This window comes from Cellulosilyticum lentocellum DSM 5427 (assembly GCF_000178835.2).
Lineage (GTDB): Bacteria > Bacillota > Clostridia > Lachnospirales > Cellulosilyticaceae > Cellulosilyticum > Cellulosilyticum lentocellum.
The window spans coordinates 3,773,834-3,797,834 of record NC_015275.1; the positions used below are offsets into that span (position 1 = coordinate 3,773,834).

The following is a 24,001-nucleotide window of genomic DNA, read 5'->3' on the forward strand; positions in this document are numbered from 1 at the left end:
AAAATATTGTTTACAATCCTGATAATACTAAGGTTTAATGGATGAATTCAATAGAATATAGACTCAACCTCTTAGCTGCATAAAGAAATAGCATAGTACTCTAGAACTACTACGCTATAAAGTCAAACTTATTGGGATCACATCAGAATAGAACCATTCAACTTCTTTTCAATGATTTCTTTATTCACATAAAAATAGTCCCTCTCCATTTTCTTATGGGATAGGGACTATTTCCTCTAGAACTATAATCTATCTTTTCACACGTCTATAAATAATAGCTTCAAATGGTTCCAGTTCTTTGGCATGATCAGCCTTTTCATAATTTCCTAGTATTTTTTCATAAGATTCAAGCTGTAAATCGGCTGTTAACCGAGTATGATTTCTTCCTAAGTTATTTAATACTAAGATTTCTTCATCTCCAAAGCTTCTTTTATAAGCCAATATTTCTGGATGATCTTTATAAATAAACTCAATTTTTCCTTCTGAAATGGCAGGATGCTCTTTACGTATTTGAATTAACTTTTTATAATACGCTAATATAGAATCTGCATCGTTTTGCTCTATTTCTACATTAATTGCTTTATAGTTTTCAGGAATTGAAAGCCATGGTGTACTGTTAGAAAACCCTGCATGGTCACCACTATTCCACTGCATTGGTGTACGGCTGTTATCTCTAGATCTTGCCCCTAAAATAGCAAGTGCTTCTTCTTTTGTCTTACCATTTCTAAGCATGATTTCATAGTAGTTTTTGCTTTCTACATCACAGTACTGACTAATATCTGTATACTTTGCATTTGTCATACCAATTTCTTCACCTTGAAAAATATAAGGTGTACCTTGCATCATATGGATGCACGTTGCTAGCATTTTAGCTGATTCCTTCCAATAGTTTTCATCATCTCCTAAACGTGATACCACTCTTGGTTGGTCATGATTACACCAAAATAGTGCGTTCCATCCTTCATTTTCTTGCATACCTAATTGCCAATTGTAGAATAACGTTTTAAGTGCTTTGAAATCTGGCTGCATAATCTCCCACTTATTTCCATCCTTATAATCTACTTTAAGATGATGGAAGTTAAAACACATAGACAATTCCTTTTCCTTTGGATTGCTATAACGGATACAATGCTCTAGTGTTGTAGATGACATCTCGCCTACTGTCACCATATTTTCGATTTGTGTATCTGCCACTAATTCCTTAAGATATGCATGCACTTTAGAACCATCTGTGTAAAATCTTCTGCCGTCCCCCACCTTATCACTTTCAAATACTTCTGGTTTAGAAATCAGATTCACAACATCAAAACGGAAGCCTTTAACGCCCTTATTCTTCCAGAATCTAATAATCTCTTTAAGCTCTTCTCTTACCTTAGGATTTTCCCAATTTAAGTCTGCCTGGGTTACATCAAATAAATGAAGGTACCATTTTTTAAGATGTGGCACATACTCCCAAGCATTGCCACCAAATTTTGATTCCCAATTAGTAGGTGGCTGATCTGGCGTACCATCCTTGAAAAAATAATAATCCATATATTCTGGATCTCCAGCAAGTGCTTTTTGAAACCATTGATGCTCTGTAGACGTATGATTGAAAACCATATCTAACATAATGCCTATACTGCGTTTATTGGCCTCCTCAATAAGCTCCTCACAGTCCGCCATTGTCCCAAATAAAGGGTCAATATTACGATAATCTGCTACATCATAACCGTTGTCTCTTTGTGGTGAAATAAAAAAAGGGGTAAGCCATATATAGTCTATACCAAGCTCCTCTAAGTAATTTAATCTGCTTGTTACACCCTTTAAGTCCCCAAATCCATTTCCTGTTGTATCTTGGAATGATTTTGGATAGATTTGATAGATTACTTTATCTTTAAAATTCATCGTCTTAATTCCTCATAACTTCCCTTATTCTACTCCTTAACTCAAATCAGCAGTAACAGTATTTTAACTGCCACTGCTGATTGCTTGGTACTCATAAATGATTAATGATTGCCTAAGCCTTTTTTCTTTGCAACGATTACTGTTAACACAAATGGTACAACAATTGCTACAAGCATAGCTATACCAAAGCTTAACATATACGTTGGTTGGATGGATAAGATACCAGGAATACCACCTACACCAATGGCATTTGCTGTTGTATTAGTGAGTACTGAAATAGTAGCTGCGATTCCTGAACCAATCATTCCACAAATGAATGGGAATGTATATTTAAGGTTAACACCAAAGATTGCTGGTTCTGTAACACCTAAATAGCAAGATAAGCAGGCTGGCACATTCACTTCTTGCGCTGCTGCATTTTTACGTTGTACATAAATCATACCAAGAACTGCTGACCCTTGTGCAATGTTAGATAAAGCAATCATTGGCCACAGCATTGTACCACCAAAGTCTGCAATAAGTTGTAAGTCGATTGCATTTGTCATGTGGTGAAGTCCTGTAATAACTAATGGTGCATATAAGAAACCAAATACCATACCAAATACAACTTTTAATGGTCCTGTAATACCAGCGTATACTACAGCTGAAATAGCTGAACCGACTTTCCAGCCGATAGGGCCTAATACAAAGTGCGCTGCCATTACTGCTAATAGTAAACTTGCAAAAGGTACCACAATCATGGAGATTGCTTGTGGTGTAATCTTACGGAAGAATTTCTCAAGATATACGAGTGTAAATGCAGCTAAAATAGCTGGAATGATTTGTGCTTGGTAACCAATCATTTGAACTTGTGCAAATCCAAAATTCCAAACAGGAATATCTGCTGCTGCAGTAGATCCTACTGCATAGGCATTTAAAAGTTGTCCTGATACTAAAGTAAGCCCAAGGACGATTCCTAACATTTGGGTTGTTCCCATCTTTTTAGTTACTGACCAACAAATCCCTACTGGTAACATATGAAATACTGCTTCACCAATTAACCAAAGGAAATGATCAATACCTGCCCAGAATTGACTCATCTCTACAAGAGTTTTTGTTCCATTTTCAAATAAATATAAACTATCAATAACGTTACGGAATCCTAAAATCAAACCTCCTACGATAATAGCGGGAATAAGTGGTGCGAAGATTTCTGCAATCCCTCCTACTATACGCTGGAAAATATTTTGATTCTTTTTAGCCGCTTGTTTTACTTCATCTTTAGAAGTTCCTTCAATACCTGCTACCTTTGAAAAGTCTTGGTAAAACTCAGATACTTTATTTCCTATAATAACCTGGAACTGACCAGACTGTGTAAAAGTCCCTTTAACATTTTTTAATTCTTCAATTTTCTTAATATCCGCTTTTGATGGTTCTGCTAAAACAAAACGTAGACGTGTCATACAATGTGATACGGCTGCAATATTTTCTTTACCACCCACATAAGCTAGTAGTGCTTTAGCCTCATCTTTATATGTACTCATGTTGTACCTCCTGATGACTTGTTTAAACAACTTCTTAAACAGAATATCATGCTTGTTTAAACAAGTCAATTATTATTTATATTTTCTCATACTGAAGATTTTTCCAGTCTTCTTGACACAATATGATACTCTTCTATAATATAGGTTAGTATGTGTCACACCAGAAATTTTAGAAGGGAGAATGAAAATGGCAGGCGTTAAATATGAACTCATTTATGATGAACTAAAAAAGAAAATTGAAGCATTTGAATATAACTTTCAAGAATTACTTCCTTCTGAAAATACATTGATCGTAACTTATGATTGTTCTAGAAATACAGTTCGCAGGGCCATTGCACAGCTTGTCAAAGCTGGCTATGTCCAATCTCTTCAGGGGAAAGGCGTTCGTGTAATCTATGAGCCACAGCAACAAAACTCTTTTACACTTGCCGGCATTGAAACTTTTGAAGAACTAGCCAAACGCAATAATAGAATACCTTCCACTAAAGTCTTAATCTTTACAGACCTCATTGCTGATGAGTCTATTCATCGCCGTACAGGTCTCCCAGTAGGTAGTGAACTTTATTATATCCAACGTGTCCGTTACCTAGATGGTACACCCACCATTTTGGACCATAGTTTCTTCTTAAAAGAAGTTACAAAGGGACTCACTCCTGAAATAGCTGAGAAATCAATTTATCATTATTTAGAACAAGACCTAGGCGTATCCATTATCACTAGTAAACGTAAAATCACCGTTGAAAAAGCAACTGATGCTGATGTGATTCACTTGGATTTGGACCTAAATGAACATAACTGCTTGGCTGTTGTTTCTAATCAAACTTACAATTCAGATGGCGTTATGTTTGAATTTACAGCTTCTAGACATCGTCCTGAATTCTTTAGTTTCCAAGATACTGCAACACGTACCAAGCCATCTTTTTAATATCAGCTTAATAAGCTTTATATAATTCATTGCATTCTACTTCTAGTCTTATAAATAAAACCGCCTAAGTTTTCAAAATTCAATCTCAGGCGGTTTTATTCGTTATATTATTTTATATAGCTTTTAAGGTATTTATGCGATTACATTTAACCTAGAAAGTCATTTAAAAGTTTTAAATTTGCTAATCTTATCTCTATTAGATTCTTTTCTGTAGCGTATCTTCCATTTTTAACAATAAAAAATTAGTCGCTCGTTAATGCTATTTTAAATACTTTGGACTTTACTGCTGTTCCAGATATTTTCACCTCTATCTCATCATTATTTCTAAAAGCATATCCATGAACATATCCCTCTTTATTTATCTCATTTCCTTGTTCAATCATTAGATCTACTTCATCACTACCTTTGATGTATTTTAAATAATAAGCAGACATAACACCACTAGCTGTTCCTGTTACTGAATCTTCAATAGTTCCAGAATAACAGGAAGAAAAATGCCTTCCATGCATGTCACTCTTTTGATCATAGCATTCTAATGTGAAAGGATGAATGGAAGCTCTAGGCATCTGTTTTAAAATAGCAGGAAATAAATCATTATTAGGTTTCATTTTTTGAAAGCTATCCAATGTTTTAATAGGTATAAGTGTTGTCCAAGCACCAGTACTTCCATACACAATAGGATAACGTGTATCTAAATCCTCTATCTCTAATCCTATTGCATTTAATAACTGCTCTTTATCTCCCTCAAATGGTGTAAAGGTAGCATTGGCTTGCTCCATTAATAGTTCATCCGTGTCATAACTGTAGTGAATATCTAATAGCCCTGCTCTTGTTTCTATTTTAAAATCTAAATCACTATTGGCATTTAAACCATCAACAATAAATTTCATTGTACCTATGGTTGCATGACCACATAGAGGTGTTTCATGTCCTGGTGTAAAATACCTCAACTTATAATCAGCAACGTCTGACTTACATATAAAACAACACTCATTGTAACCTGCCTTGTAAGCAATCTTTTGCATGAGCTCATCATCATACTTATCTCCATCAGTAATAATCCCTACAGGATTGCCTTTATTGACGGTCAAAGTAAATACATCATATTGAATAATCTCCATTAAAATATCCCCCTTTATCTTAGTCTACTCAAACCTATTTATTATGATCATAAAATATATTATACCATGCAATAAAAACAACTCCCATTATTTCCTCTAATCTTCTTTGCCTAGCTCCGTCTCATAAGGTTCAATATGAATAATAACCTGTGCATGAGGATTAAGCTCTTTTTGCAGCATATCTTCAATGTCGTGTGAAAGCTTGTGTGTCTGTCCAAGTGTCAAATCACAAGAAGCTAAAATATGCATATCAATATGTAAATCATCTATTGTTCCACGATTTCTGATTTTATGTACACCTTTGACAAGCTCATGTTTGACTGTAATTTTCTCTATTTCTTTATTGTCCACTACTGCTTTATCTACCAGCACACCACAGGTCATATCAAATATTTCATAGCCTGCTTTCAAAATAAATCCTGCTACAATCAGTGATGCAAGTGGATCTATCCATACTGGTGCCCCAAGTTTAATAGCCACCAACGTGGTAAGTACACCAATCGTTACATAAATATCACTTTTGGTATGCATGGCATCTGAAATTAAAATCGTACTATTGCATTCTTCACCTTTTTTGCGTTCGTATGTTGTGACAAATAAATTAACACCTAGTGTAATGATCATCACCACTAAACTTGAAATACTAATTTCCGGTGTTATAGGATTAATAAAATGACTTATTGCCCCTACTATAATCTTAAGTCCTAAACCAACTAGCATTGCTACTATAAAAAGCCCTGTAATCGTTTCAAATTTCTTGTGCCCATAGGGGTGATCATCATCAATGGGCTTTGATGCAATTCCAATTCCAATAAGCCCTACAATATTGGATGAACCATCTGTTATAGAGTGAAATCCATCTGCTGTCATACTAGCACTATTAATAATCATCCCAAAAATCACCTTAGCTGCTGCCACTGCAAAGTTTGCTAATAAAATGAGCCACAATACTTTCTTTACAATCTTAAACTTACTCTTTTCCATACGCCTTACTTCCCCCTTAGAAATACTCATAAAATAAATTAGTTCCTAATACATAAAAAACCTGTGAGACTATAGTGTTTATTATAGTCCCACAGGTTTAATTCCTGTTGCCAATAAATTGGCCCAGTTATTACATCCAACATAATAACCTGATTTATTCTCATTAAAGTCATTGTAAATGAGAACAAGCCTATTTGTCAATCTACTTTTTATAAATAAAATACATAACCCAATTACTTATTCCTTTGCCCCAGAAAGATGGTTATGCAAAGCGCTTATATACTCTCTTGAATAGCTTTACAAAAAGCTTCTACCTTCGATCTATCTTCTGCATAAGTTTGCTTATTGGGATTAATAAGACTTAAGGTTGCAATTGCTTCTCCCCATTTATTTTCAAGTTGATTAAAACATTTCTGTGTACCCCCGCCTCCACTACATACATAAATTGCCACCTTATGCCCTCCTATATTATTTTCTTCAAGAAATGTACTAATAGGAGCTGCATGGCTTCCTGCCCAAATAGGTGTCCCCAAAATTACGACATCATACTGAGATGTATCAAATTCATAAGGTGCAAGCTTTGGCTTTTCTCCAAACACTGCTGCTTTCCCACACCAAAACATCCTAGCCATTTTCCCCTTTGGATAGGGTTTTGCTATTTTCAAGGCTAATGTATCTGCTTTTAGACACTGAGCTATTTCCTCTGCTATATATTGTGTATGGCCCTCTAATGAATAATAAACTACTATGGCTCTCATATTACTCCTCCTTATTGATCTACTTACGTTTACTAATACTAAATCCCATACATAATCTCACAAAGCTTTTTTCCGCTAGGGGTTTTAAAAATATTGTTATAGGCGGTCTTTATAGCTTCTTTTCCTAGCTCATCTTCATAAAAGTTTACAAGGAAATCTGCTTCTACTAAAATCTGATAGTCTATTCCTTGTATATCTGTATAAGTATGATGGTGGCCTACTATATAACAAACACGTTTAATTTTCTCTTCATGATAGTCCAGTTCTTTTAAGAGCTTCTTAGCTAAATCTGGACCTAATTGTTCTTGTAACTTACCATTACTACTCCCAAATTGTGCTTCTGCTGCTTTAATCCCTATATCATGTACAAGGGCTGTTACTTCTATTAGGGTAAGTGTTTCTGGGTCTAGCTGCTCCATCTCCCCAATGAGTTTGGCAAAGCTATGTACCTTAATAAAATGTTGAATACGTTTGGCATCTCCGCTATAATACGTCATCATCTTATATGCTAATGTATTAATCATATTTTTCTCCTCTATTCCTTTCCTGTTTAATTCAAGATAAAACTTCTTTGACTTTATTGGCTTGTGCTTAGTTTTTGAGGCCTTTACTATATTTCTCAATGCGTTTTAATACACGCTCTTTATCTGCACCTGTAAGAACTTTGGGTTGATAATTATTTCTATTAGATACAGAAGAAATAGAACAAGGAATAATTTCATTGCCTTCTGAAACAATACCATCTTTAGTTAATACAAAGGTTTCCCTATAAATAAAGGTGTCTTTATCATCAGGATTTTTATTAGCGCCAAAGCAGAAGTTACCCATGCTGTACACAATATTGGCACCTTTATAACTTCCTATACCTTGAATCACATGAGGATGGCTACCCAGTACTAAATGAGCACCTTGATCAATGACGTACTTAGCTAAATCCTGCTGCACTTTATTAGGAATATTTTCTCTCTCAATCCCCCAATGAAACTCTATAATGATTAAGTCTGCTTTTGCTTTCGCTTCTGTAATACGCTTTTTAAGTTTATTTTTCATACCTTGATCATTACTCCAAGCGGATTCTCCAATCAGAGCAATGCGGATATCATTAATGGTTATATAGTAGGTTTGATCACTGCCAAAATACCCAATTTGATTTTTTGTTAAAACACTTTTTGTATCTGTATAGCCTACATTTCCATAATCCTTACTATGATTGTTGGCTAAATTAACAACTTCTATATCTCCTAACTGTAAAATCTTTATGTACTCAGGTAACCCTCTAATAGCAAATTCCTTTTCTGCTGCACTACCTCTAGTCGTGAGAGGTCCTTCTAAATTTACTATAGTTAAATCATCCTCTTCAAAAATGCTTTTTACATTCTTCATAAAATAAGCATAGCCATTTGCCTTAGCTACTTCATCAAAGCGCCCACCTCTACTTTGTCCTTTGTAATACCCTAATGTAAAATCTCCTGCTGCTGATAGGGTGATTCGCTTTTCACTTATTTCTTCTTCATATTTTCCAGTTTTCCCTATATTTTCAGTACCTGAAATATTCATCTGACCGTCTTTGTAAACCACGTTATAACCTAAGAAATCTGAGAAAAACTTAAGGGGTATATAAACTCTTCCATCTTTAACCACTGGCGCTGTTTCTAAGTAATAGTTACTTCCCCCTACGCTAGCTTGACGGCTATTTGCCTTAATCACTATATTACCTGGCATAATAAGAAAAGTGCCTTCTTTTTGCTGCCAAGTCACTTGATATCCCAGTGCTTTTAGAAAAGGTGCTGCTTGCACCATGGTCGTTCCTTGCTTCCTGTAAGTCGTATGATCCTGCATAGTAATCGTTTTCTCTACTGTAGTGACCACTATATCTGCCATTAAAGCTTGACTACTCCAAAGACAAATACATATTGCTAAAATAGCGATTAACTTCTTTTTCATAGTATCCCCTCCCTTATTTAAGAAAAATGATGCATTAACCACTTAGCTACACCATCTTCTTCATTGCTTTCTATTACATCTGTTGCCAATTCTCTAAGCTCTGGAACAGCATTGGCTACTGCATAACATTCATCTGCTATTTCAAACATAGGTATATCATTCATGGCATCCCCAAAAGCAATCACCCTGTCATACTGAAAGAGTTCTTTTAACTGCTTAATAGCATTAGCTTTAGTCGCTTTCTTTGGCAAAATCTCACACCAATACTCTTCTCTATAAAGCTCTTGATGAAATAAGCAGTTATAATGAGGGTGGTCTTTTAATGCCTCATAAATCGGAAGTAATTCTTCCCTTTCTCCTATGCAAGTAAAATAAAAGACTTCTCCCTCATATAAAGCTTCTACTTGCCCTACTTCTCTAAAACGCTTATCCCCTCTTCTATTATTTAAATAATAGCGAATACCTTCATTTTCATGCTTTGGTATCCAGCTTACCCTTTCTATCCCCTCTATAAAAGCATATACTAAAGGGCTTACTTGATAGTGATGTAATAGCTTCTTTATAAACAGTTTTTCTTCTACATTAAACCCACTGGAGGCCATAACCTCTCTTGTTGTGGCATCTAAAATAAAGGCTCCATTATAAACAATAACAGGTATCTGAGGACTTAAGCCTTCAGCCACTACAGCCGCTGAGATTAAGGATCTTGCTGTAGCATAGGTAAAGTGCATGCCTTCCTTAATTAGCTCATTAATAACCTTTTTGCTATATTCACTTATTCTATCCTTGGTATTTAATAAAGTGCCATCTAAGTCTGTCACATATAATGTCTTCATTCCTCCACCTTCCTTATCTATAAGTATATCAAAAACTAAAATCCTAGAACATGATTGATGCTTATGCCCTAGGATTAGTTAAATGGTTATTTATTTCATTTTACTACTAAAGCTTTTAGTAGCATTATTTCTTGTACTATTTCTGTTTGAATGCTTTTTGTCTGAACTACTTTTTTCTGCGCGATTACTTTTAGCGTTACTTCTTGAATCATGATTACTTGACTTATTTTTTTGAGTCAATTTCTTTTTATCTTTTTTAGGATTCGGTGCAATACCAAAGCTCTTGCTTACATTTTTATCATGCGTTTCTGGTTTATCGAGTAATGTTCTTTTTAATTTAATAATGTGCTTTTCTGCTGAACTCACTGTCCATTGTCTATCAATGGTTCTTACTTCAATACCTGTTTCTTCATAAAGCTTTTCATAAAGGGCTTTACAAGTTGCTACTGCGTTAGCTACTTGTTTATTCTCATTTACCTTGTTCATTTTTCTTTTCTTAATAAACTGAGCTGCTTCCTGCTCTGTTTTAAATAAACGGTTATTCGCAATGCTTTGTTCCTTTTGAGCCGAACCTACTTTACACAGAGAAGAGATTTCTTCTTTTTTCTTTACTTCACAACGAAGTATTTTTTCACCAATTACACAGTACATTCTTTTTTCCTTTACATAAAATTGATAAGTATGGCTTATAACTTTTATGACCTTTCTTTTAGGTTTGATTTATTTATTAATATTTTACTTCTACTAGTGAAAGGGCTTTTGGCTTGGCCATAGGATAGCCTGTTGCTCTTTGTTTTTTATCCATGACTTCCTGAGTTTGCTGAGCTGTTATCGTTCCTTTCCCTGCTTCAACGATTGCACCAATAATCATTCTTGGCATATGCAATAAGAAGTCATCTGCTGTTACGCGAATCTGAAGGATATCCCCTTTTTGGATGATTTCAATTTCGTTAATGGTTTGCATCGTTGATTTGCCATTGGGTTTTAAACTTGTAAAGCTTTGAAAATCGTGGGTACCTTTAAAAACAGCCGCTACTTCGTTCATACTTTTCAGGTCAAAGTTCTCAGACATATGATGCACATATTTTCTATTAAAGACATTTCTTTGAGCACCACAATTAATGGTATACTCATAAGTCTTGGCTTTGACATTATAACGTGCATGGAAGCGCTCATCTACTTCTTCTATGCTTTTTACCACAATGTCCTCAGGTAAAAATTCATACAAATAATCTAACATACACGCTGTACTTAAAGTACACTCCGTTTTAAAACTAGCTACATAATTTTCTGCATGAACACCTACATCTGTGCGGTCACAGCCAATAATCTCTACTTGCTCCTCTGTCATTTTCTCAAGAACTGCTTCGATTTTTGCTTGCACCGTAAGATCTGTATCTCTTTGGAGTTGAAAACCCTTATAACGACTGCCATCATACTGAATAACGATTTTAAAATTTCTCATTCAATTTACCTATATGCTTTCTTTTTGAATAAATGCTAGGCTACTAAAATAATCTTTTACCTACCTATCATTAGCTTCATTTATTATAACACTGATTTTAATATTTAGATATATGACAAAAAAGGCGATTACCTCTCTGAATAATAGCCATCAAAAAAGAGCACCATGAAGCCATTTATAGTTTCACAATACTCTTCAATATTTGTTATCTTTCCTTCATAATGCTTTTGCAAATACAGCAAAGATTTTTGCTAGAGGTAGGATTTATAATTATACTAGCCACCTACCCCTCATAATATTAAAGCTTATTTATGACATCCTCATATTTCTCAATAGTCATCTCTTTGCCCCATTCATCTAATTGACTATAAATAAATTCAGTTGCTTTTTCAGAAATGATAATGTTTTTAAGGTCTTCTTTTATTTCTTCTAACAGCACCTTATAAGCTTCTTTATGTACATTTAAAACTTTTATTAAATGCCAACCAAATTGGGTTTTAACTGGGTTTGATACTTGCCCTTCTTCTAAAGTCTTCGCTCCATCTAAGAAGTCCTGATCATAATAACTTGAATCATATGCGATATAACCTAGTTCTCCTCCAGTATCTTTAGTCCCGTCTGTACCATACTTTTTAGCAAGCTCTGCAAAGCTTGTACCTTTATCATATTCTGCTTTAATAGCCTTAGCTTCTTCCTCCGTTGCAACTAAAATATGTGCCATTTCAGCACCTGGTGGCATTGTATAGTTTCCACTATTGCTCTCATAATATGCCTTAATTTCAGCATCGGTAACAGGGATGTTCTTACTAATGTATTTAGCAACATTGGAAATCGTTAGACTATCTTTAATCTGAGTTTTATAACCTTCTGTTGTTAAGCCACTATTTACTAAAGCTTTTTCAAATTCTGCTGCTGTCTCATAATCTTCCTTAGTTTTGTTAAATTCATTATTTACTTCTGTCACTGTAGGCTCTAACTTAAGTTCTCTTCCCTTAATGAGTGCCACTTTGTTCTTAATAATATAATCAACAAGCTCTCCCTTGCGCTGCTCCATATACTGTTTAGCTTCCTCTGTTTCAAAAAAGCTATCATCGTATTGGTATTGATATTGAAGCATCATCATTTCATAATCTAATTGAGTCAATATCTCTTTTGCTGTTATCGTTAAGTCACCCACTTTAGCTACTACTGCATGGCCCGTAATACCTGGCGTAATCGCTACTGTATTGTCTTTAGCAAGCCATTTAACTTCTACATTAAGTAGTTCTCCAATATATTTAACAGGTACAAACAGACGACCGTCTTGCATAATTGGCTTAGTATCCATTTCTTTAGTTTTTCCATCTACTATCATTGTGGTTTGTCCCACCGTTAAAAGCACCTTCATATTGTCTTTCATAATAGTAGCCGTTCCAGATACTTGGTCCCATTCTACCTGAGCGCCAAGCTCTTCACTAATAAAACGCAGTGGTACTAAGGTACGATTATTACTATCAATGAAAGGGGCTACATCTTTAAAAACTACATTTTCGTTATTAATCGTAACACTTACTGGTTTCTGTGCCATAACAGCTCCTGATGGTATTGCCACCAACATTCCTAAAAGTATAGCTAACATCTTCCTTGCTTTCATCTTTTTCCTCCTTTTTATAAATAACCCTAGAAAAAATGATTAAAACCTTCGCATTTTAAAGATAATTCATTATAGCATAATCTCATTTGTGCATTTCATTTTGTTCGTAAGTTGTTATTTTTATTGGAGTAAAAAGAAATAATGTTGTATATTTTATTATTTTGACATATGATATAAGGGTACGCCTTAAATTAATAAGACAGTTCGAGACCATCCTGTCTAAAAACAAAACTAGGGACAACTTATGTTGTTGTGAATTTAATTTGGAGGTGAACGTTTATGAATATGACAAACTTAAGTAAAACACAAAAATTAGTTTTTTCTTCTATGCTCATGGCGCTTTATATCGTCATTTTGTATTTTACGCAAAGCTTTTCTTTTGGGGCTTATCAAATCCGTATTGCTACCAGTATGTACGCCCTATCATATTTCTTTCCGTTCCTAGTTTTCCCACTTGGTCTCGCCAATTTTATTGCTAATGCCCTTTTTGGTGGCTTAGGTCTTCTTGATATGATTGGAGGCCTTACTGTTGGCATCGTTACAACCTACTCTATTGTCCTTATTAAACAAGGTAATCTTAATAAATGGCTCATTGCCCTACCTATTATTTTAGTCCCAGGATTAGGTGTCTCTATTTGGCTTTCTTATCTTTTAAATCTGCCATATACTGCACTAGCTATGAGCTTATGTATTGGGCAAATCATCCCTGCACTTGTAGGCGTACTTTTGGTAAAAACATTAGCACCTATTATTTGTAAAACACAAAAGGAGAATTTAGTATGAGTAGTAGAACAAAAGAGGAATTAAACGGTGTAACCCATTTAGGTAATCAAAAGGTAGCCTACCGAGATAATTATGCCCCAGAGGTCTTAGAAACTTTTATTAATAAACACCCTGATAATGATTATTTCGTTAAATTTAACTGTCCAGAATTTACAAGCTTATGTCCGATTACTGGTCAACCTGACTTTGCAACTATTTATATTTCTTATGTACCAGGTCCTCGTATGGTAGAAAGTAAATCCCTTAAGCTCTACCTTTTCAGTTTTAGAAATCATGGTGATTTTCATGAGGATTGTATTAATACTATTATGAAAGACCTTATTAAGCTAATGGACCCTAAATACATAGAGGTATGGGGTAAATTCACTCCAAGAGGTGGGATTTCTATAGACCCTTATTGTAATTATGGGAAGCCTGGGACTAAATGGGAAGCTGTTGCTTTTGACCGACTAACCCATCATGATTTATACCCTGAAAAAGTAGATAATCGCTAATAGGAAAGATGTGCTCTGTATAAAATCAATAGTTTTATTTAGTGGTGGCATCGACAGTACAACTTGTCTTGCCCTAGCTATAGAAAATTTCAGTAAGGAAAATGTAACTCCATTATCTATAACTTATGGATAAAAATATAGCAAAGCATTAGCCGCTTATAATACTTATCCTGATTGTAGTCAGGCTATAAATAAAAGCTATTAAACTTATGATAAGCATATAAAAGATTGATTATTTTAAAACATTTTGACAAATATATAAAATTAGTATATTATATAAATATAAATAAAATATATTGTGAATTAAGTAGTCCGGAGTAGTTTAATGAGTGAGCCTATTTACGTACATGAATATGTGTGGAAATATGTAAACCATTGGTTAAAAACGAAATGCCTACTGAAAAACAATAGTTTTACCTATTATTAGAACTGGGGCTTGCATAGGGTCATACGGTCATATGCTATACTATACATTGTGTGGTATAAAGCGAGCTATGTTGCGAAGCTTAGGCACTCTAACTCTGATTAATTCAGAGTTAGAGTGCTTTTTTATTTGCCCCCAAGAAAGGAGTAATAAATGAATGAAAAAATATGTATCACTAAAGAGTATATGTCAAATGATCATATCTCAGAAACTCTTATGGAAAAGTGGTGTGACTGGCAATGGCAAGTCAAGAATACTATTCGTAAAGTCGAAACTGTTGAAATGATTTTAGGTATTACCTTTTCTGATTCACAAAAATTTGACATTGAAAGAACTCTTGCTCAATTCCCTATGGCTATTTCACCTTATTATTTATCTCTAGTCGATATACATAATTATGACAATGATCCTATTTTTAAGCAATGTTTTCCAAGTGTTCTAGAACTTAATATTTCTCCGTGCGATATGTCGGACCCCCTTCATGAAGAAGTAGATAGTCCAGCACCTTGTATTACTCATCGTTATCCAGATCGAGTACTTTTTCATGTGAGTAATGTATGTGGCATGTATTGTAGGCATTGTACACGTAAAAGAAAAGTAGGTGATTTAGATTCTATCCCTTCTAAAGAGTCACTTCTACAAGGCATTGAATACATTAAAAACACACCAGTCATACGTGATGTTTTATTGTCAGGTGGAGATCCGTTCTTACTCTCAGATACAATGATAGATTGGTTACTTAAAGAAATAACTGCCATTGATCATGTAGAAGTCGTACGTATAGGCACTAGGACACCCGTTGTCCTACCATTCAGAATTACCGATGAATTAGTTTCTATTCTTAAAAAATATGATAATATTTGGCTTAATACACATTTTAATCATTCTCGTGAAATGACAACTGAGGCAGGTGCCGCTTTAAAGAAACTCAAATTAGCAGGTATTCCATTAGGTAACCAATCTGTTCTTTTGAAAGGCATTAATGATTGTACATACATTATGAAAGATTTACTTCATAAGCTTATATTAAATGGTGTACGTCCTTATTACCTTTACCAATGTGACTTATCTGAAGGATTAGAACATTTTCGTACCAATATAGGCACAGGTATTGAAATCATGGAAAATCTAAGAGGTCATACAAGCGGGTTTGCCATTCCTACCTATGTGATTGATGCGCCTGGGGGTGGGGGGAAGATTCCCGTTATGCCTAATTACCTTGTTTCATGGTCAAGTAATAAAGTTGTCCTTAGAAATTATGAAGGAGTCATAACGACTTATCAAATGCCTATAAATGATAATACGTCAAGTTGTGATTTAAATTGTGAAGCGTGCCACCTACAGCGTAATCATGATACACCATGTAAGCAATATCAGAGTATTGGCATTGCTAAATTATTATGTGACTATGAAGAAGACTATACACTTATTCCAGAAAAATTATTACGTCATTCAAGGAGGGAATAAATATGAACTCTAGTTTTTTTAATTCCTCAGATGTTATTGAAACACATAGGCACTCCCTTATTCATCATGGTCCTCAGAATAAACGGGTTTACGTGATGCACCTAGATCCTCAAGATATGCCAGCCATAATAGATGAGCTTGAAGAACTGGCTACAACTAACCATTATACAAAAATGATTTATAAGGTCCCAAAACCTTTTAAAGCGGATTTTTCTAAGCGTGGATATAAGCAAGAAGGATCTATCCCAAAGTATTTTAGTGCTATTGAAACCTGTTGTTATATGTGCCATTATCTTGATGCTAGACGCAAACAGATAAAAGATATTGATCAAGTTACAGATGTACTTAGGAAATCACTTCACCAAACTTCACTCAATATTTCATTAAAATTACAATCACCTTTTACTATTAAGATATTAGATACTTCTCATACTTTTGCAATGGCAGAACTTTACCGTCAAGTATTCAGCTCTTATCCTTTTCCTATTTTTGATAAAACGTATTTAGAAGAAACAATGTTAAAAAACATTATCTATTTTGGTCTATTTAATAAAAATCAATTAGTTGGTGTTGCATCTTGTGAAACAGACTTATCAACTAAAACAAGTGAAATGACGGATTTTGCAATTCATCCAGATTATAGAGGACATCAGTTTGCCTTGCATTTATTGCAGGAGATGGAAATACATATGAGGATGTTAGGTATTCAAACAGTCTATACAATTGCCCGTGCAAATTCATATGGTATGAATATTACTTTTACTAAGCAAGGTTATTGTTACGGTGGGCTACTTAGGAATAATACACACATCGGTGGGCAACTTGAAAGCATGAATGTCTGGTATAAAATGATTTAATTTTATTAACTTAATTAACTAAAGGAGGATTTTATGTTAAAAAAAATATTACTTTTAGGGCTATCATTATGTACTATGTTTTCTTTTGTGGGGTGTACAAATAGCACTCAAACAACCTATGAAAAGGTTAAAGAAAAAAAGGAACTAACCTTTGCTATGACAGGGCAATATCCACCATTTAACTACATAGATGAAAGTGGGGAACTTGTTGGTTTTGATATTGATATTGCTAATGCCATTGCTGATAAAATGGGCGTAACTGCTAAGCCAGAAACGATTGCATGGGAAGGTATTATTACTGGTTTAACAGGAAAGCGTTTTGATATGATTATTGGTAGTATGGCGATTACTGAGGAGCGATTGGAAAAAGTTAGCTTCTCGAATCCTTATTATTATGATGGTGCACAACTATTTGTAATGCAGGATTCAGATATAGCAGATATTAATGATTTGACTAATGCAAAAGTGGGGGTTGTAACAGGTACCACTTTTCATTCTTATTTAAGTGAGAATTATCCAAACCTTGAAATTCTTCAATTTGAAAGTGATGTAGACAACTTAAGAGCACTTAAACAAGGACGTATGGATGCACTAGTAACAGGGAAATTTGTAGGGCTTAGCGCACCTTCAAAATATGGAATAAATATTAAGGTTGCAGGTACACTTTTGTATTTTGAAGAAATTGGTGTTGCTATACGAAAAGAAGATGCCGAACTTTTAGATGCTGTTAATACGGCACTTCAAGATATGATAGATGATGGTACTTATGAAGAAATCAGTCAAAAATGGTTTAGTACAAATATTTTAGAAAAGTAACATAGACTATACACAGGAGGTCGACATGCATTATTTTACTAATTTCTATGAAATGATTGTTGAGTTCTTTTCTACAGTTTTAAATTTTATGCCTAAATTTTTACCTGGGGTATGGATGACATTACAACTCTCTTTTTATTCTATTTTATTAGGCACACTGTTTGGGCTTTTAGCAACGATACTTAAACTTTCTAAAAAAAAGATTCTTATGCAATTAATAGATTGCTATATTACCATTGTAAGAGGAACCCCATTGCTTCTTCAACTCATATTTATTTTTTCGGCTTTACCTCAACTAGGCATTGAATTTGACAGTTTTTCATCTGCTATTATTGGTCTTGCCTTCCATAGTGGTGCTTATATTAGTGAAATTTTCAGAGGTGCAATTGAGTCAATTGATAAAGGACAAAATGAAGCTGCCAAAGCACTAGGCATGACAAAATTACAGGCTATGAGGCGTATTATTCTTCCACAAGCTTTTAAACGTTCTATTCCTGCTCTTGGTAATCAATTTATTATAGCTATTAAAGATTCTTCCTTAGCCAGTGCTATTACTATTACGGAGATCATTATGCTCACAAGGCAATATGCTTCTATAAAATTTGATGCATTTCCTATCTTTTTTGTGGCAGCACTTTACTATCTTATCATTACGCTGTCTCTTACAAAATTATTAGCATATATAGAGAAACGATTAAAAGTAAATGAGAGGTGATTCATATGATTGAAATAAAAGATCTATACAAACGCTTTGGTTCGTGTGAAGTGTTAAAGGGCATTAATATGACTATTGAAAGAGGAGAGGTCGTTTGTATAATTGGAGCTAGTGGTTCAGGAAAAAGTACACTACTTAGATGTATTAATTTTTTAGAAAAGAAAACAAGTGGAGAAATATATATCGATGGAGAAGCAATATCAAAAAAGAAAAATAATATTAATGCCATGCGCAAGAAGGTCGGTATGGTTTTTCAACATTTTAATCTTTTTCCACATAAAACAGTCATTGAAAATATTATAGAAGGACCTGTTATTGTAAAAAAAATACCTAAAAATGAAGCTAAAAATCTTGGAATGTTACTTCTTGAAAAAGTTGGACTTGAAGATAAAGCAAATCAATATCCAGCCATGTTATCAGGTGGGCAAAAGCAGCGTGTTGCCATAGCAAGAGCACTTGCAATGGAACCAGAAGTAATATTGTTTGATGAGCCCACTTCTGCACTTGATCCTGAATTAGTTGGAGAAGTCCTAAGGGTTATGAGAGATTTGGCAAGTGAAGGAATGACAATGATTATTGTGACTCATGAAATGGGCTTTGCTAAAGAAGTAGCTGATCGAATTATATTTCTTAATGAAGGTATTATTGCTGAGGAAGGTTCACCTTTAGAATTGTTTGAAAACCCTAGTCACGAGCGTTTACAGACATTTCTTAGTCAGATTCTTGTTTAGAAAATATAAGGACTTTCTGATCAAATTGAAGCTGATTTACATGCCATAGAAGTTGTAAGGGAAATGCTCCATCAACCTGTTCTGCTTCCAATAATGCTTTATCTAAACTTTTTATTCCTGCAAGAATCATAACCATTGCATAACCAACTAGTCGCCATACAAGAACAAATATGAGTGCTATTATTGCCGAATTTTTATTCTGTACAACATAAATAAAATCAAATCCTAATTTTCTTAATATCATATTAAATAGTCCAGATTGTAAAGACTACAATAAGACGTATAAATCAATAGAACCACAAGAAATAACAGCAGAACACTCATTGCTAGAACAACATAAAAGATTGATAGTTGCTTGTTATCTGTAATTTTCTTCAATAGTACCACTCTCCATTTAGTATTAATATTAAGTTGCAGATTGTCGCATTGCCCATAACTAAAGCTCTGGCCTATGGAATTTACCTATTATTATCTGTATTAAACATATTTTCTACTTCTTCTATTGCTTTTATTTGATCTGTACCATATATCACTACACTCTGAATAGGATAATTTAAATCAAGCTTCCATCCAACGTATGCTTCTGTATTGGATGGTAATCACCCTTCATTAAATGTCTTAATCATTGCTTCCATATATTTATTTCCATTAGTAATTTCCAGATTTTTACTGTAGTTTTTTGTAATGGAGCCTGTCCACCTAATTGAATCCATTTCGAATCAGATTCAGGTGCATGCATTTTCTCAAGGGCCTTACCTGCTTCTTCTTTATGCTGCGAACCAGACCAAACGCCTACAAACCATCCATCAACGACTGTGCCACCTGGAAGAGGAGTAAACTGAATCGCACTTCCATCAAAAGATGCATTTTGTCTTAATGTCGCTAAATGTACCCCACTGGCAATTGCCCTACCATATTTCCCGACTGCAAATTCAGTATAAATGTCTTCAATAGTTGAATTTATACTTTCTTTAGGAGTAACACCGGTATTGATGTATTTCCTTAATAAATGCAATTTTGCCTACAGGTTTCCCTGTTGTTTTTATTGATATAACTCCCGACAATTGTGTGCATGATATTTCTACTATTTCTAATTACACATCCATATTCGATGCAATTAAAGCACTCATTCAGAATGGTCTAAAGAAAAACGCAAAAAATCACTAAAGTCGCATTAAGATTTTCTCCATATATCTTGTCGTTTGACTTTCTGTCTCATTATCTTTATACTAAGAAACCATAGATTGCCCTCTACTCAGAAAGCGTTGAACTATTTCATAACATTCTTGCTTTGGAATATATTTGTTTGTTTTGATTTAATGAGTATATAAAATAGACGGAGTCTTTAAACTCCGTCTATTTCACAACCTATTATTCTAGTTATTTACTACTTAATAGTCCTCTTACTAAGTCCCCTTATTATGTCCCACAATATGTTTTATACCCACAAGTAAATGACTCAGGTACTACTGTATAATCATCATTCAGATTTTGATAATCATAAGGATTTTGTAAGGCTCTTACTAGAGCTTCTAAAATACTATAATCCTTATGAATTACAGCTTGTTCTAACGCCTCTTCCACTCTATGATTTCTAGGTATTATTGTAGGATTATTTTTCTCCATTAAGCTTCGTGCTGCTTCTAAGGATTCTTTCTGTGCCTTAAGGCGTTGTTGCCATAGGTCAAGCCACGCTTTAAACTCTTCAGAGGCTGTAAGATTAGAAGACGTTAACTGATTTAATGTGAGCTGACGAAATGTATTCGTATAATCTGCATTATACTTTTGCATTAAACCTAGAAGTGCTTCGATTAAAGATTGATCCATCTGATTTTCATGAAATAAACCAAGTTTTCTTCTCATTCCCTCATACCAAAAACTATGATATAAGGTGAAAAACTGATTGACTTCTTTTTCTGCAAGTTTAACGGCTTCTGCTTGGTCTTCATGTAATAATGGTAGTAAGGCTTCTGCAAATCTAGCTAAATTCCATGCAGCCATTTTAGGTTGATTCTGATAAGCATATCTCCCATTAGTATCAATGGAACTAAACACCGTATCAGGATTATAACTATCCATAAATGCACAAGGCCCATAGTCAATGGTTTCTCCGCTGATTGTCATATTGTCTGTGTTCATTACACCATGAATAAACCCAACCAATTGCCACTTTGCAATTAATTCTGCTTGTCTTCTTACTACTTCTTGAAGTAAATACATATAAGGTGCTTCTTTAGATATGCCTTCTTTAAAATGTCTCTCTAAGGTATAATCAGCTAAAGCCTTTAGCTCTTCTTTAGTCTGAAACTGGCTTGCATATTGAAAGGTACCCACTCTGATATGACTTTTAGCCACTCTCACCAAGATAGCTCCCGGTAAACTCGTTTCTCTCATAATGGTTTCACCAGTCGTTAATACTGCCAGACTTCTTGTAGTCGGAATGCCTAACCCTTTCATTCCCTCACTGATTATATATTCACGTAGCATAGGGCCAAGTGTTGCTTTTCCATCTCCTCGTCTTGAATAGGGTGTTCTTCCTGAACCCTTGAGTTGAATATCCAATCGTTCTTCCTCTTTTGTTAGATACTCTCCTAAAAGAATGGCTCTTCCATCTCCTAGCATGGTAAAATAGCCAAATTGATGACCCGCATAAGCCTGTGCAATTGGTGTTGTTCCTTGTAAAACCTTGTTACCAGCTAAAACTTCCACCCCTTCTTTACTTTTAAAAAAATCTATATCTAAACCCATTTTTTCTGCAAGATTTTCATTCCACAGAATTAGCTGTGGTGATGGCACTTTACTTGGAGATTGCCTTGAGAAAAATGCTTCTGGTAAAGTTATATACGTATTTTCTAGCATTTTACATTTATTTTCTACAAATTGTTCTTCCATAATATCTTCCTCCTTACTTTTTATTATTTATTTGCATCATATGATTTCATTTTTAGTCTCTTCATAACTCTAATTATTATACAACACCATTTTACTTATCTTATCAATAGTAACTAAAAAGGACTGTCACTTAAATCCCCTATCACACAAAATATAGTCCCTGCATAAATAAATGCTTAGCCTATACTTTGTAATAGAGGAAAATTTAGTAACAGCCCTATTTCTCTATTTATTTTATTATAACACCTTACTTAAGAAAAGTTTTGTTCTTTCTTCTTTAGGTGCATCAAATATATCCTTTGGTACGCCTTCTTCAATAATCTTGCCTTGATCCATAAATAAAAGTCTTGTACCTACTTCTTTTGCAAAGCCCATTTCATGCGTTACAATCATCATAGTCATACCTTCATTAGCTAGTTCCTTAATAACGTCTAATACCTCATTAACCATTTCAGGATCTAAGGCAGAAGTTGGTTCATCAAATAGCATCACTTCTGGTTTCATCGCTAAAGCTCTTGCAATAGCAATCCTTTGCTTTTGTCCACCAGATAATTTATTAGGGTATTCACTAGCTTTCTCTCTTAGTCCTACTTTTTCTAAGAGGCTATAGGCTAATTTCTCTGCTTCTTCCTTCTCCATCTTTTTAATCTTCATAGGTGCTAATGTAATATTATCAAGCACTGTCATATGAGGAAAAAGGTTAAAATGCTGGAACACCATTCCTATTTTTTGACGTATTTCATTAATATCTACCTTAGGATCAGTAATGTCGACTTCATTAACTAAAACCTGCCCACTTGTGACTTCTTCCATTTGATTAATACATCTTAAATACGTAGATTTCCCAGAACCAGATGGACCGATAATAACAACTACCTCACCCTTATTAATAGAGTCATTAATTCCTTGTAATACCTTTAAATCTCCGAAACTTTTATGTAAGTCTACTACCTTAATCATTTTCAGCCCTCCTTATTTGCTCACGTTAACCTTTTTCTCTATTTGCCTCATAAATACTGTCAGTAAGCTAGTAATGATAAAATAGCATACACCCACGATTAATAATGGTTGTAAGGCATTAAAGGTACGGCTCATAATAATATCTTGAGCTTTCATTAAATCAAGACCACCGATAAATCCTATAATGGCTGTTTCCTTAATTAAGATGATAAACTCACTAACGAAAGCTGGTAACATCTGAATAAAGGCCTGTGGCAAAATAACATGTCTCATCGTTTGACCATAGCCAAGCCCTAGAGACCTACCGGCTTCCATTTGTCCTTTATCTATACCTTGGATACCTGCACGAATAAGTTCTGCCATATAAGCACCACTATTAATACCAAATGCAATTCCACCAACCCAAATACGATCAATTGTAGCATTGGCAAAAACAACGTTCCACATTAATACAATTTGAAGTACAGATGGTGTACCCCTAATTATGTAAATATATGCTCTTGTAATCCACTTTAAAAACTTTACTATATAGTACCAACAACTTCTTAAAAAACCAGACTTCTTAGGTAGCACACTAATTTGTACTAATGCTATAAATATACCGATTAGTAAACCGATTATTAGTGCAATGGCTGTAAGCCCTAATGTCCACTTAAGTCCTTCCCAAATGACAGTATAATATTTCTGTTCCATGAATGTTTTATAAAATAAAACTGTTTGCTCTCCTAATAAATTGGTTAAGAAATTTTCCATATTCCTCCCACCTTCTCTGTTATGTTATCTTAT

25 protein-coding genes and 1 riboswitch are annotated in these 24,001 nt (G+C 34.3%); of the genes, 9 read left to right on the top strand and 16 right to left on the bottom strand.

Going from position 1 to position 24,001, the window contains the following annotated elements; all coding sequences use genetic code 11:
* Positions 1–249: 249 nt before the first annotated feature.
* Complete coding sequence (gene treC, locus CLOLE_RS17335; RefSeq protein WP_013658413.1) at positions 250–1,887, bottom strand: alpha,alpha-phosphotrehalase; 1,638 nt, start codon at positions 1,885–1,887, stop codon at positions 250–252.
* A 101-nt stretch (positions 1,888–1,988) separates the two neighbouring features.
* Positions 1,989–3,410 (bottom strand): PTS system trehalose-specific EIIBC component, encoded by a 1,422-nt coding sequence (gene treP, locus CLOLE_RS17340; protein ID WP_013658414.1) that lies wholly within the window; start codon positions 3,408–3,410, stop codon positions 1,989–1,991.
* Positions 3,411–3,597: 187 nt separating this feature from the next.
* Between treP and CLOLE_RS17345 the strand changes: the two genes are divergently transcribed.
* A complete protein-coding gene (locus CLOLE_RS17345; RefSeq protein ID WP_013658415.1) occupies positions 3,598–4,335 on the top strand; it encodes a UTRA domain-containing protein in 738 nt (245 codons plus the stop codon).
* A 242-nt stretch (positions 4,336–4,577) separates the two neighbouring features.
* On the opposite strand, the gene CLOLE_RS17350 is transcribed toward CLOLE_RS17345, so the two are convergent.
* From CLOLE_RS17350 to CLOLE_RS17390, 9 genes are all read right to left on the bottom strand, one after another.
* Complete coding sequence (locus CLOLE_RS17350) at positions 4,578–5,456, bottom strand: PhzF family phenazine biosynthesis isomerase (protein WP_013658416.1); 879 nt, start codon at positions 5,454–5,456, stop codon at positions 4,578–4,580.
* A 96-nt stretch (positions 5,457–5,552) separates the two neighbouring features.
* Positions 5,553–6,440, bottom strand: a complete 888-nt coding sequence (locus CLOLE_RS17355) for a cation diffusion facilitator family transporter (protein ID WP_013658417.1) — start codon at positions 6,438–6,440, stop codon at positions 5,553–5,555.
* A gap of 82 nt (positions 6,441–6,522) precedes the next feature.
* Positions 6,523–6,607, bottom strand: a riboswitch (NiCo riboswitch).
* Between the two features lie 108 nt (positions 6,608–6,715).
* A complete protein-coding gene (locus CLOLE_RS17360) occupies positions 6,716–7,198 on the bottom strand; it encodes a flavodoxin family protein (RefSeq protein ID WP_013658418.1) in 483 nt (160 codons plus the stop codon).
* 38 nt (positions 7,199–7,236) lie between these two features.
* Positions 7,237–7,722 (bottom strand): HD domain-containing protein, encoded by a 486-nt coding sequence (locus CLOLE_RS17365; protein WP_013658419.1) that lies wholly within the window; start codon positions 7,720–7,722, stop codon positions 7,237–7,239.
* Positions 7,723–7,789: 67 nt separating this feature from the next.
* Entirely contained in the window at positions 7,790–9,142 is a 1,353-nt protein-coding gene (locus CLOLE_RS17370; RefSeq protein WP_013658420.1) for a CapA family protein, read from the bottom strand.
* Between the two features lie 17 nt (positions 9,143–9,159).
* The gene (locus CLOLE_RS17375; protein ID WP_013658421.1) at positions 9,160–9,978 is read right to left on the bottom strand and encodes a Cof-type HAD-IIB family hydrolase; all 819 of its coding nucleotides are present in this window, start codon (positions 9,976–9,978) and stop codon (positions 9,160–9,162) included.
* Positions 9,979–10,068: 90 nt separating this feature from the next.
* On the bottom strand, positions 10,069–10,629 hold the full coding sequence (locus tag CLOLE_RS17380) for a hypothetical protein (protein WP_013658422.1): 561 nt from the start codon (positions 10,627–10,629) through the stop codon (positions 10,069–10,071).
* 76 nt (positions 10,630–10,705) lie between these two features.
* Positions 10,706–11,443 (bottom strand): tRNA pseudouridine(38-40) synthase TruA, encoded by a 738-nt coding sequence (gene truA / locus CLOLE_RS17385; protein ID WP_013658423.1) that lies wholly within the window; start codon positions 11,441–11,443, stop codon positions 10,706–10,708.
* 298 nt (positions 11,444–11,741) lie between these two features.
* Positions 11,742–13,076: a stalk domain-containing protein gene (locus CLOLE_RS17390; RefSeq protein WP_013658424.1), complete on the bottom strand. Its 1,335-nt coding sequence runs from the start codon at positions 13,074–13,076 to the stop codon at positions 11,742–11,744.
* Positions 13,077–13,355: 279 nt separating this feature from the next.
* Between CLOLE_RS17390 and CLOLE_RS17395 the strand changes: the two genes are divergently transcribed.
* The 8 genes from CLOLE_RS17395 (at position 13,356) to CLOLE_RS17425 (ending at position 19,363) form a co-directional block, all read left to right on the top strand.
* On the top strand, positions 13,356–13,859 hold the full coding sequence (locus CLOLE_RS17395; protein WP_013658425.1) for a QueT transporter family protein: 504 nt from the start codon (positions 13,356–13,358) through the stop codon (positions 13,857–13,859).
* Positions 13,856–14,353, top strand: coding sequence for a preQ(1) synthase (gene queF, locus CLOLE_RS17400; RefSeq protein ID WP_013658426.1), 498 nt, complete (start codon positions 13,856–13,858; stop codon positions 14,351–14,353). Before CLOLE_RS17395 ends, queF begins: the two co-directional genes overlap by 4 nt.
* Before the next feature lie 10 nt (positions 14,354–14,363).
* Positions 14,364–14,486: a 7-cyano-7-deazaguanine synthase gene (locus CLOLE_RS23990; RefSeq protein ID WP_242825750.1), complete on the top strand. Its 123-nt coding sequence runs from the start codon at positions 14,364–14,366 to the stop codon at positions 14,484–14,486.
* A gap of 444 nt (positions 14,487–14,930) precedes the next feature.
* A complete protein-coding gene (kamA, locus tag CLOLE_RS17405) occupies positions 14,931–16,244 on the top strand; it encodes a lysine 2,3-aminomutase (protein WP_013658427.1) in 1,314 nt (437 codons plus the stop codon).
* A gap of 2 nt (positions 16,245–16,246) precedes the next feature.
* Entirely contained in the window at positions 16,247–17,101 is an 855-nt protein-coding gene (gene ablB, locus CLOLE_RS17410) for a putative beta-lysine N-acetyltransferase (RefSeq protein ID WP_013658428.1), read from the top strand.
* Positions 17,102–17,134: 33 nt separating this feature from the next.
* Entirely contained in the window at positions 17,135–17,917 is a 783-nt protein-coding gene (locus tag CLOLE_RS17415; RefSeq protein ID WP_013658429.1) for an ABC transporter substrate-binding protein, read from the top strand.
* Positions 17,918–17,942: 25 nt separating this feature from the next.
* Positions 17,943–18,632 (top strand): amino acid ABC transporter permease, encoded by a 690-nt coding sequence (locus tag CLOLE_RS17420; RefSeq protein WP_013658430.1) that lies wholly within the window; start codon positions 17,943–17,945, stop codon positions 18,630–18,632.
* Positions 18,633–18,637: 5 nt separating this feature from the next.
* Positions 18,638–19,363, top strand: a complete 726-nt coding sequence (locus tag CLOLE_RS17425; protein ID WP_013658431.1) for an amino acid ABC transporter ATP-binding protein — start codon at positions 18,638–18,640, stop codon at positions 19,361–19,363.
* Here CLOLE_RS17425 and CLOLE_RS17430 read toward each other — a convergent pair.
* The 5 genes from CLOLE_RS17430 to CLOLE_RS17450 form a co-directional block, all read right to left on the bottom strand.
* Positions 19,344–19,607, bottom strand: coding sequence for an ABC transporter permease subunit (locus CLOLE_RS17430; RefSeq protein ID WP_041713075.1), 264 nt, complete (start codon positions 19,605–19,607; stop codon positions 19,344–19,346). The two genes, CLOLE_RS17425 and CLOLE_RS17430, sit on opposite strands and share 20 nt — an antisense overlap.
* 378 nt (positions 19,608–19,985) lie before the next feature.
* Positions 19,986–20,378, bottom strand: a complete 393-nt coding sequence (locus tag CLOLE_RS17435) for a type 2 periplasmic-binding domain-containing protein (RefSeq protein ID WP_041713076.1) — start codon at positions 20,376–20,378, stop codon at positions 19,986–19,988.
* 404 nt (positions 20,379–20,782) lie between these two features.
* Positions 20,783–22,255 carry a protein adenylyltransferase SelO gene (locus CLOLE_RS17440; protein ID WP_013658432.1) on the bottom strand — a complete coding sequence of 491 codons (1,473 nt, stop codon included), beginning with the start codon at positions 22,253–22,255 and terminating at the stop codon, positions 20,783–20,785.
* Positions 22,256–22,492: 237 nt separating this feature from the next.
* On the bottom strand, positions 22,493–23,215 hold the full coding sequence (locus tag CLOLE_RS17445) for an amino acid ABC transporter ATP-binding protein (protein ID WP_013658433.1): 723 nt from the start codon (positions 23,213–23,215) through the stop codon (positions 22,493–22,495).
* A gap of 12 nt (positions 23,216–23,227) precedes the next feature.
* The gene (locus tag CLOLE_RS17450) at positions 23,228–23,968 is read right to left on the bottom strand and encodes an amino acid ABC transporter permease (RefSeq protein WP_013658434.1); all 741 of its coding nucleotides are present in this window, start codon (positions 23,966–23,968) and stop codon (positions 23,228–23,230) included.
* Positions 23,969–24,001 lie beyond the last annotated feature (33 nt).

Excerpts from the sequence above, each read along its gene's own strand:
- treC (WP_013658413.1), bottom strand. The coding sequence starts at position 1,887 with ATGAATTTTAAAGATAAAGTAATCTATCAAATCTATCCAAAATCATTC.
- treP (WP_013658414.1), bottom strand. The coding sequence starts at position 3,410 with ATGAGTACATATAAAGATGAGGCTAAAGCACTACTAGCTTATGTGGGT.
- CLOLE_RS17345 (WP_013658415.1), top strand. The coding sequence starts at position 3,598 with ATGGCAGGCGTTAAATATGAACTCATTTATGATGAACTAAAAAAGAAA.
- CLOLE_RS17350 (WP_013658416.1), bottom strand. The coding sequence starts at position 5,456 with ATGGAGATTATTCAATATGATGTATTTACTTTGACCGTCAATAAAGGC.
- CLOLE_RS17355 (WP_013658417.1), bottom strand. The coding sequence starts at position 6,440 with ATGGAAAAGAGTAAGTTTAAGATTGTAAAGAAAGTATTGTGGCTCATT.
- CLOLE_RS17360 (WP_013658418.1), bottom strand. The coding sequence starts at position 7,198 with ATGAGAGCCATAGTAGTTTATTATTCATTAGAGGGCCATACACAATAT.
- CLOLE_RS17365 (WP_013658419.1), bottom strand. The coding sequence starts at position 7,722 with ATGATTAATACATTAGCATATAAGATGATGACGTATTATAGCGGAGAT.
- CLOLE_RS17370 (WP_013658420.1), bottom strand. The coding sequence starts at position 9,142 with ATGAAAAAGAAGTTAATCGCTATTTTAGCAATATGTATTTGTCTTTGG.
- CLOLE_RS17375 (WP_013658421.1), bottom strand. The coding sequence starts at position 9,978 with ATGAAGACATTATATGTGACAGACTTAGATGGCACTTTATTAAATACC.
- CLOLE_RS17380 (WP_013658422.1), bottom strand. The coding sequence starts at position 10,629 with ATGTACTGTGTAATTGGTGAAAAAATACTTCGTTGTGAAGTAAAGAAA.
- truA (WP_013658423.1), bottom strand. The coding sequence starts at position 11,443 with ATGAGAAATTTTAAAATCGTTATTCAGTATGATGGCAGTCGTTATAAG.
- CLOLE_RS17390 (WP_013658424.1), bottom strand. The coding sequence starts at position 13,076 with ATGAAAGCAAGGAAGATGTTAGCTATACTTTTAGGAATGTTGGTGGCA.
- CLOLE_RS17395 (WP_013658425.1), top strand. The coding sequence starts at position 13,356 with ATGAATATGACAAACTTAAGTAAAACACAAAAATTAGTTTTTTCTTCT.
- queF (WP_013658426.1), top strand. The coding sequence starts at position 13,856 with ATGAGTAGTAGAACAAAAGAGGAATTAAACGGTGTAACCCATTTAGGT.
- kamA (WP_013658427.1), top strand. The coding sequence starts at position 14,931 with ATGAATGAAAAAATATGTATCACTAAAGAGTATATGTCAAATGATCAT.
- ablB (WP_013658428.1), top strand. The coding sequence starts at position 16,247 with ATGAACTCTAGTTTTTTTAATTCCTCAGATGTTATTGAAACACATAGG.
- CLOLE_RS17415 (WP_013658429.1), top strand. The coding sequence starts at position 17,135 with ATGTTAAAAAAAATATTACTTTTAGGGCTATCATTATGTACTATGTTT.
- CLOLE_RS17420 (WP_013658430.1), top strand. The coding sequence starts at position 17,943 with ATGCATTATTTTACTAATTTCTATGAAATGATTGTTGAGTTCTTTTCT.
- CLOLE_RS17425 (WP_013658431.1), top strand. The coding sequence starts at position 18,638 with ATGATTGAAATAAAAGATCTATACAAACGCTTTGGTTCGTGTGAAGTG.
- CLOLE_RS17430 (WP_041713075.1), bottom strand. The coding sequence starts at position 19,607 with ATGATATTAAGAAAATTAGGATTTGATTTTATTTATGTTGTACAGAAT.
- CLOLE_RS17440 (WP_013658432.1), bottom strand. The coding sequence starts at position 22,255 with ATGGAAGAACAATTTGTAGAAAATAAATGTAAAATGCTAGAAAATACG.
- CLOLE_RS17445 (WP_013658433.1), bottom strand. The coding sequence starts at position 23,215 with ATGATTAAGGTAGTAGACTTACATAAAAGTTTCGGAGATTTAAAGGTA.
- CLOLE_RS17450 (WP_013658434.1), bottom strand. The coding sequence starts at position 23,968 with ATGGAAAATTTCTTAACCAATTTATTAGGAGAGCAAACAGTTTTATTT.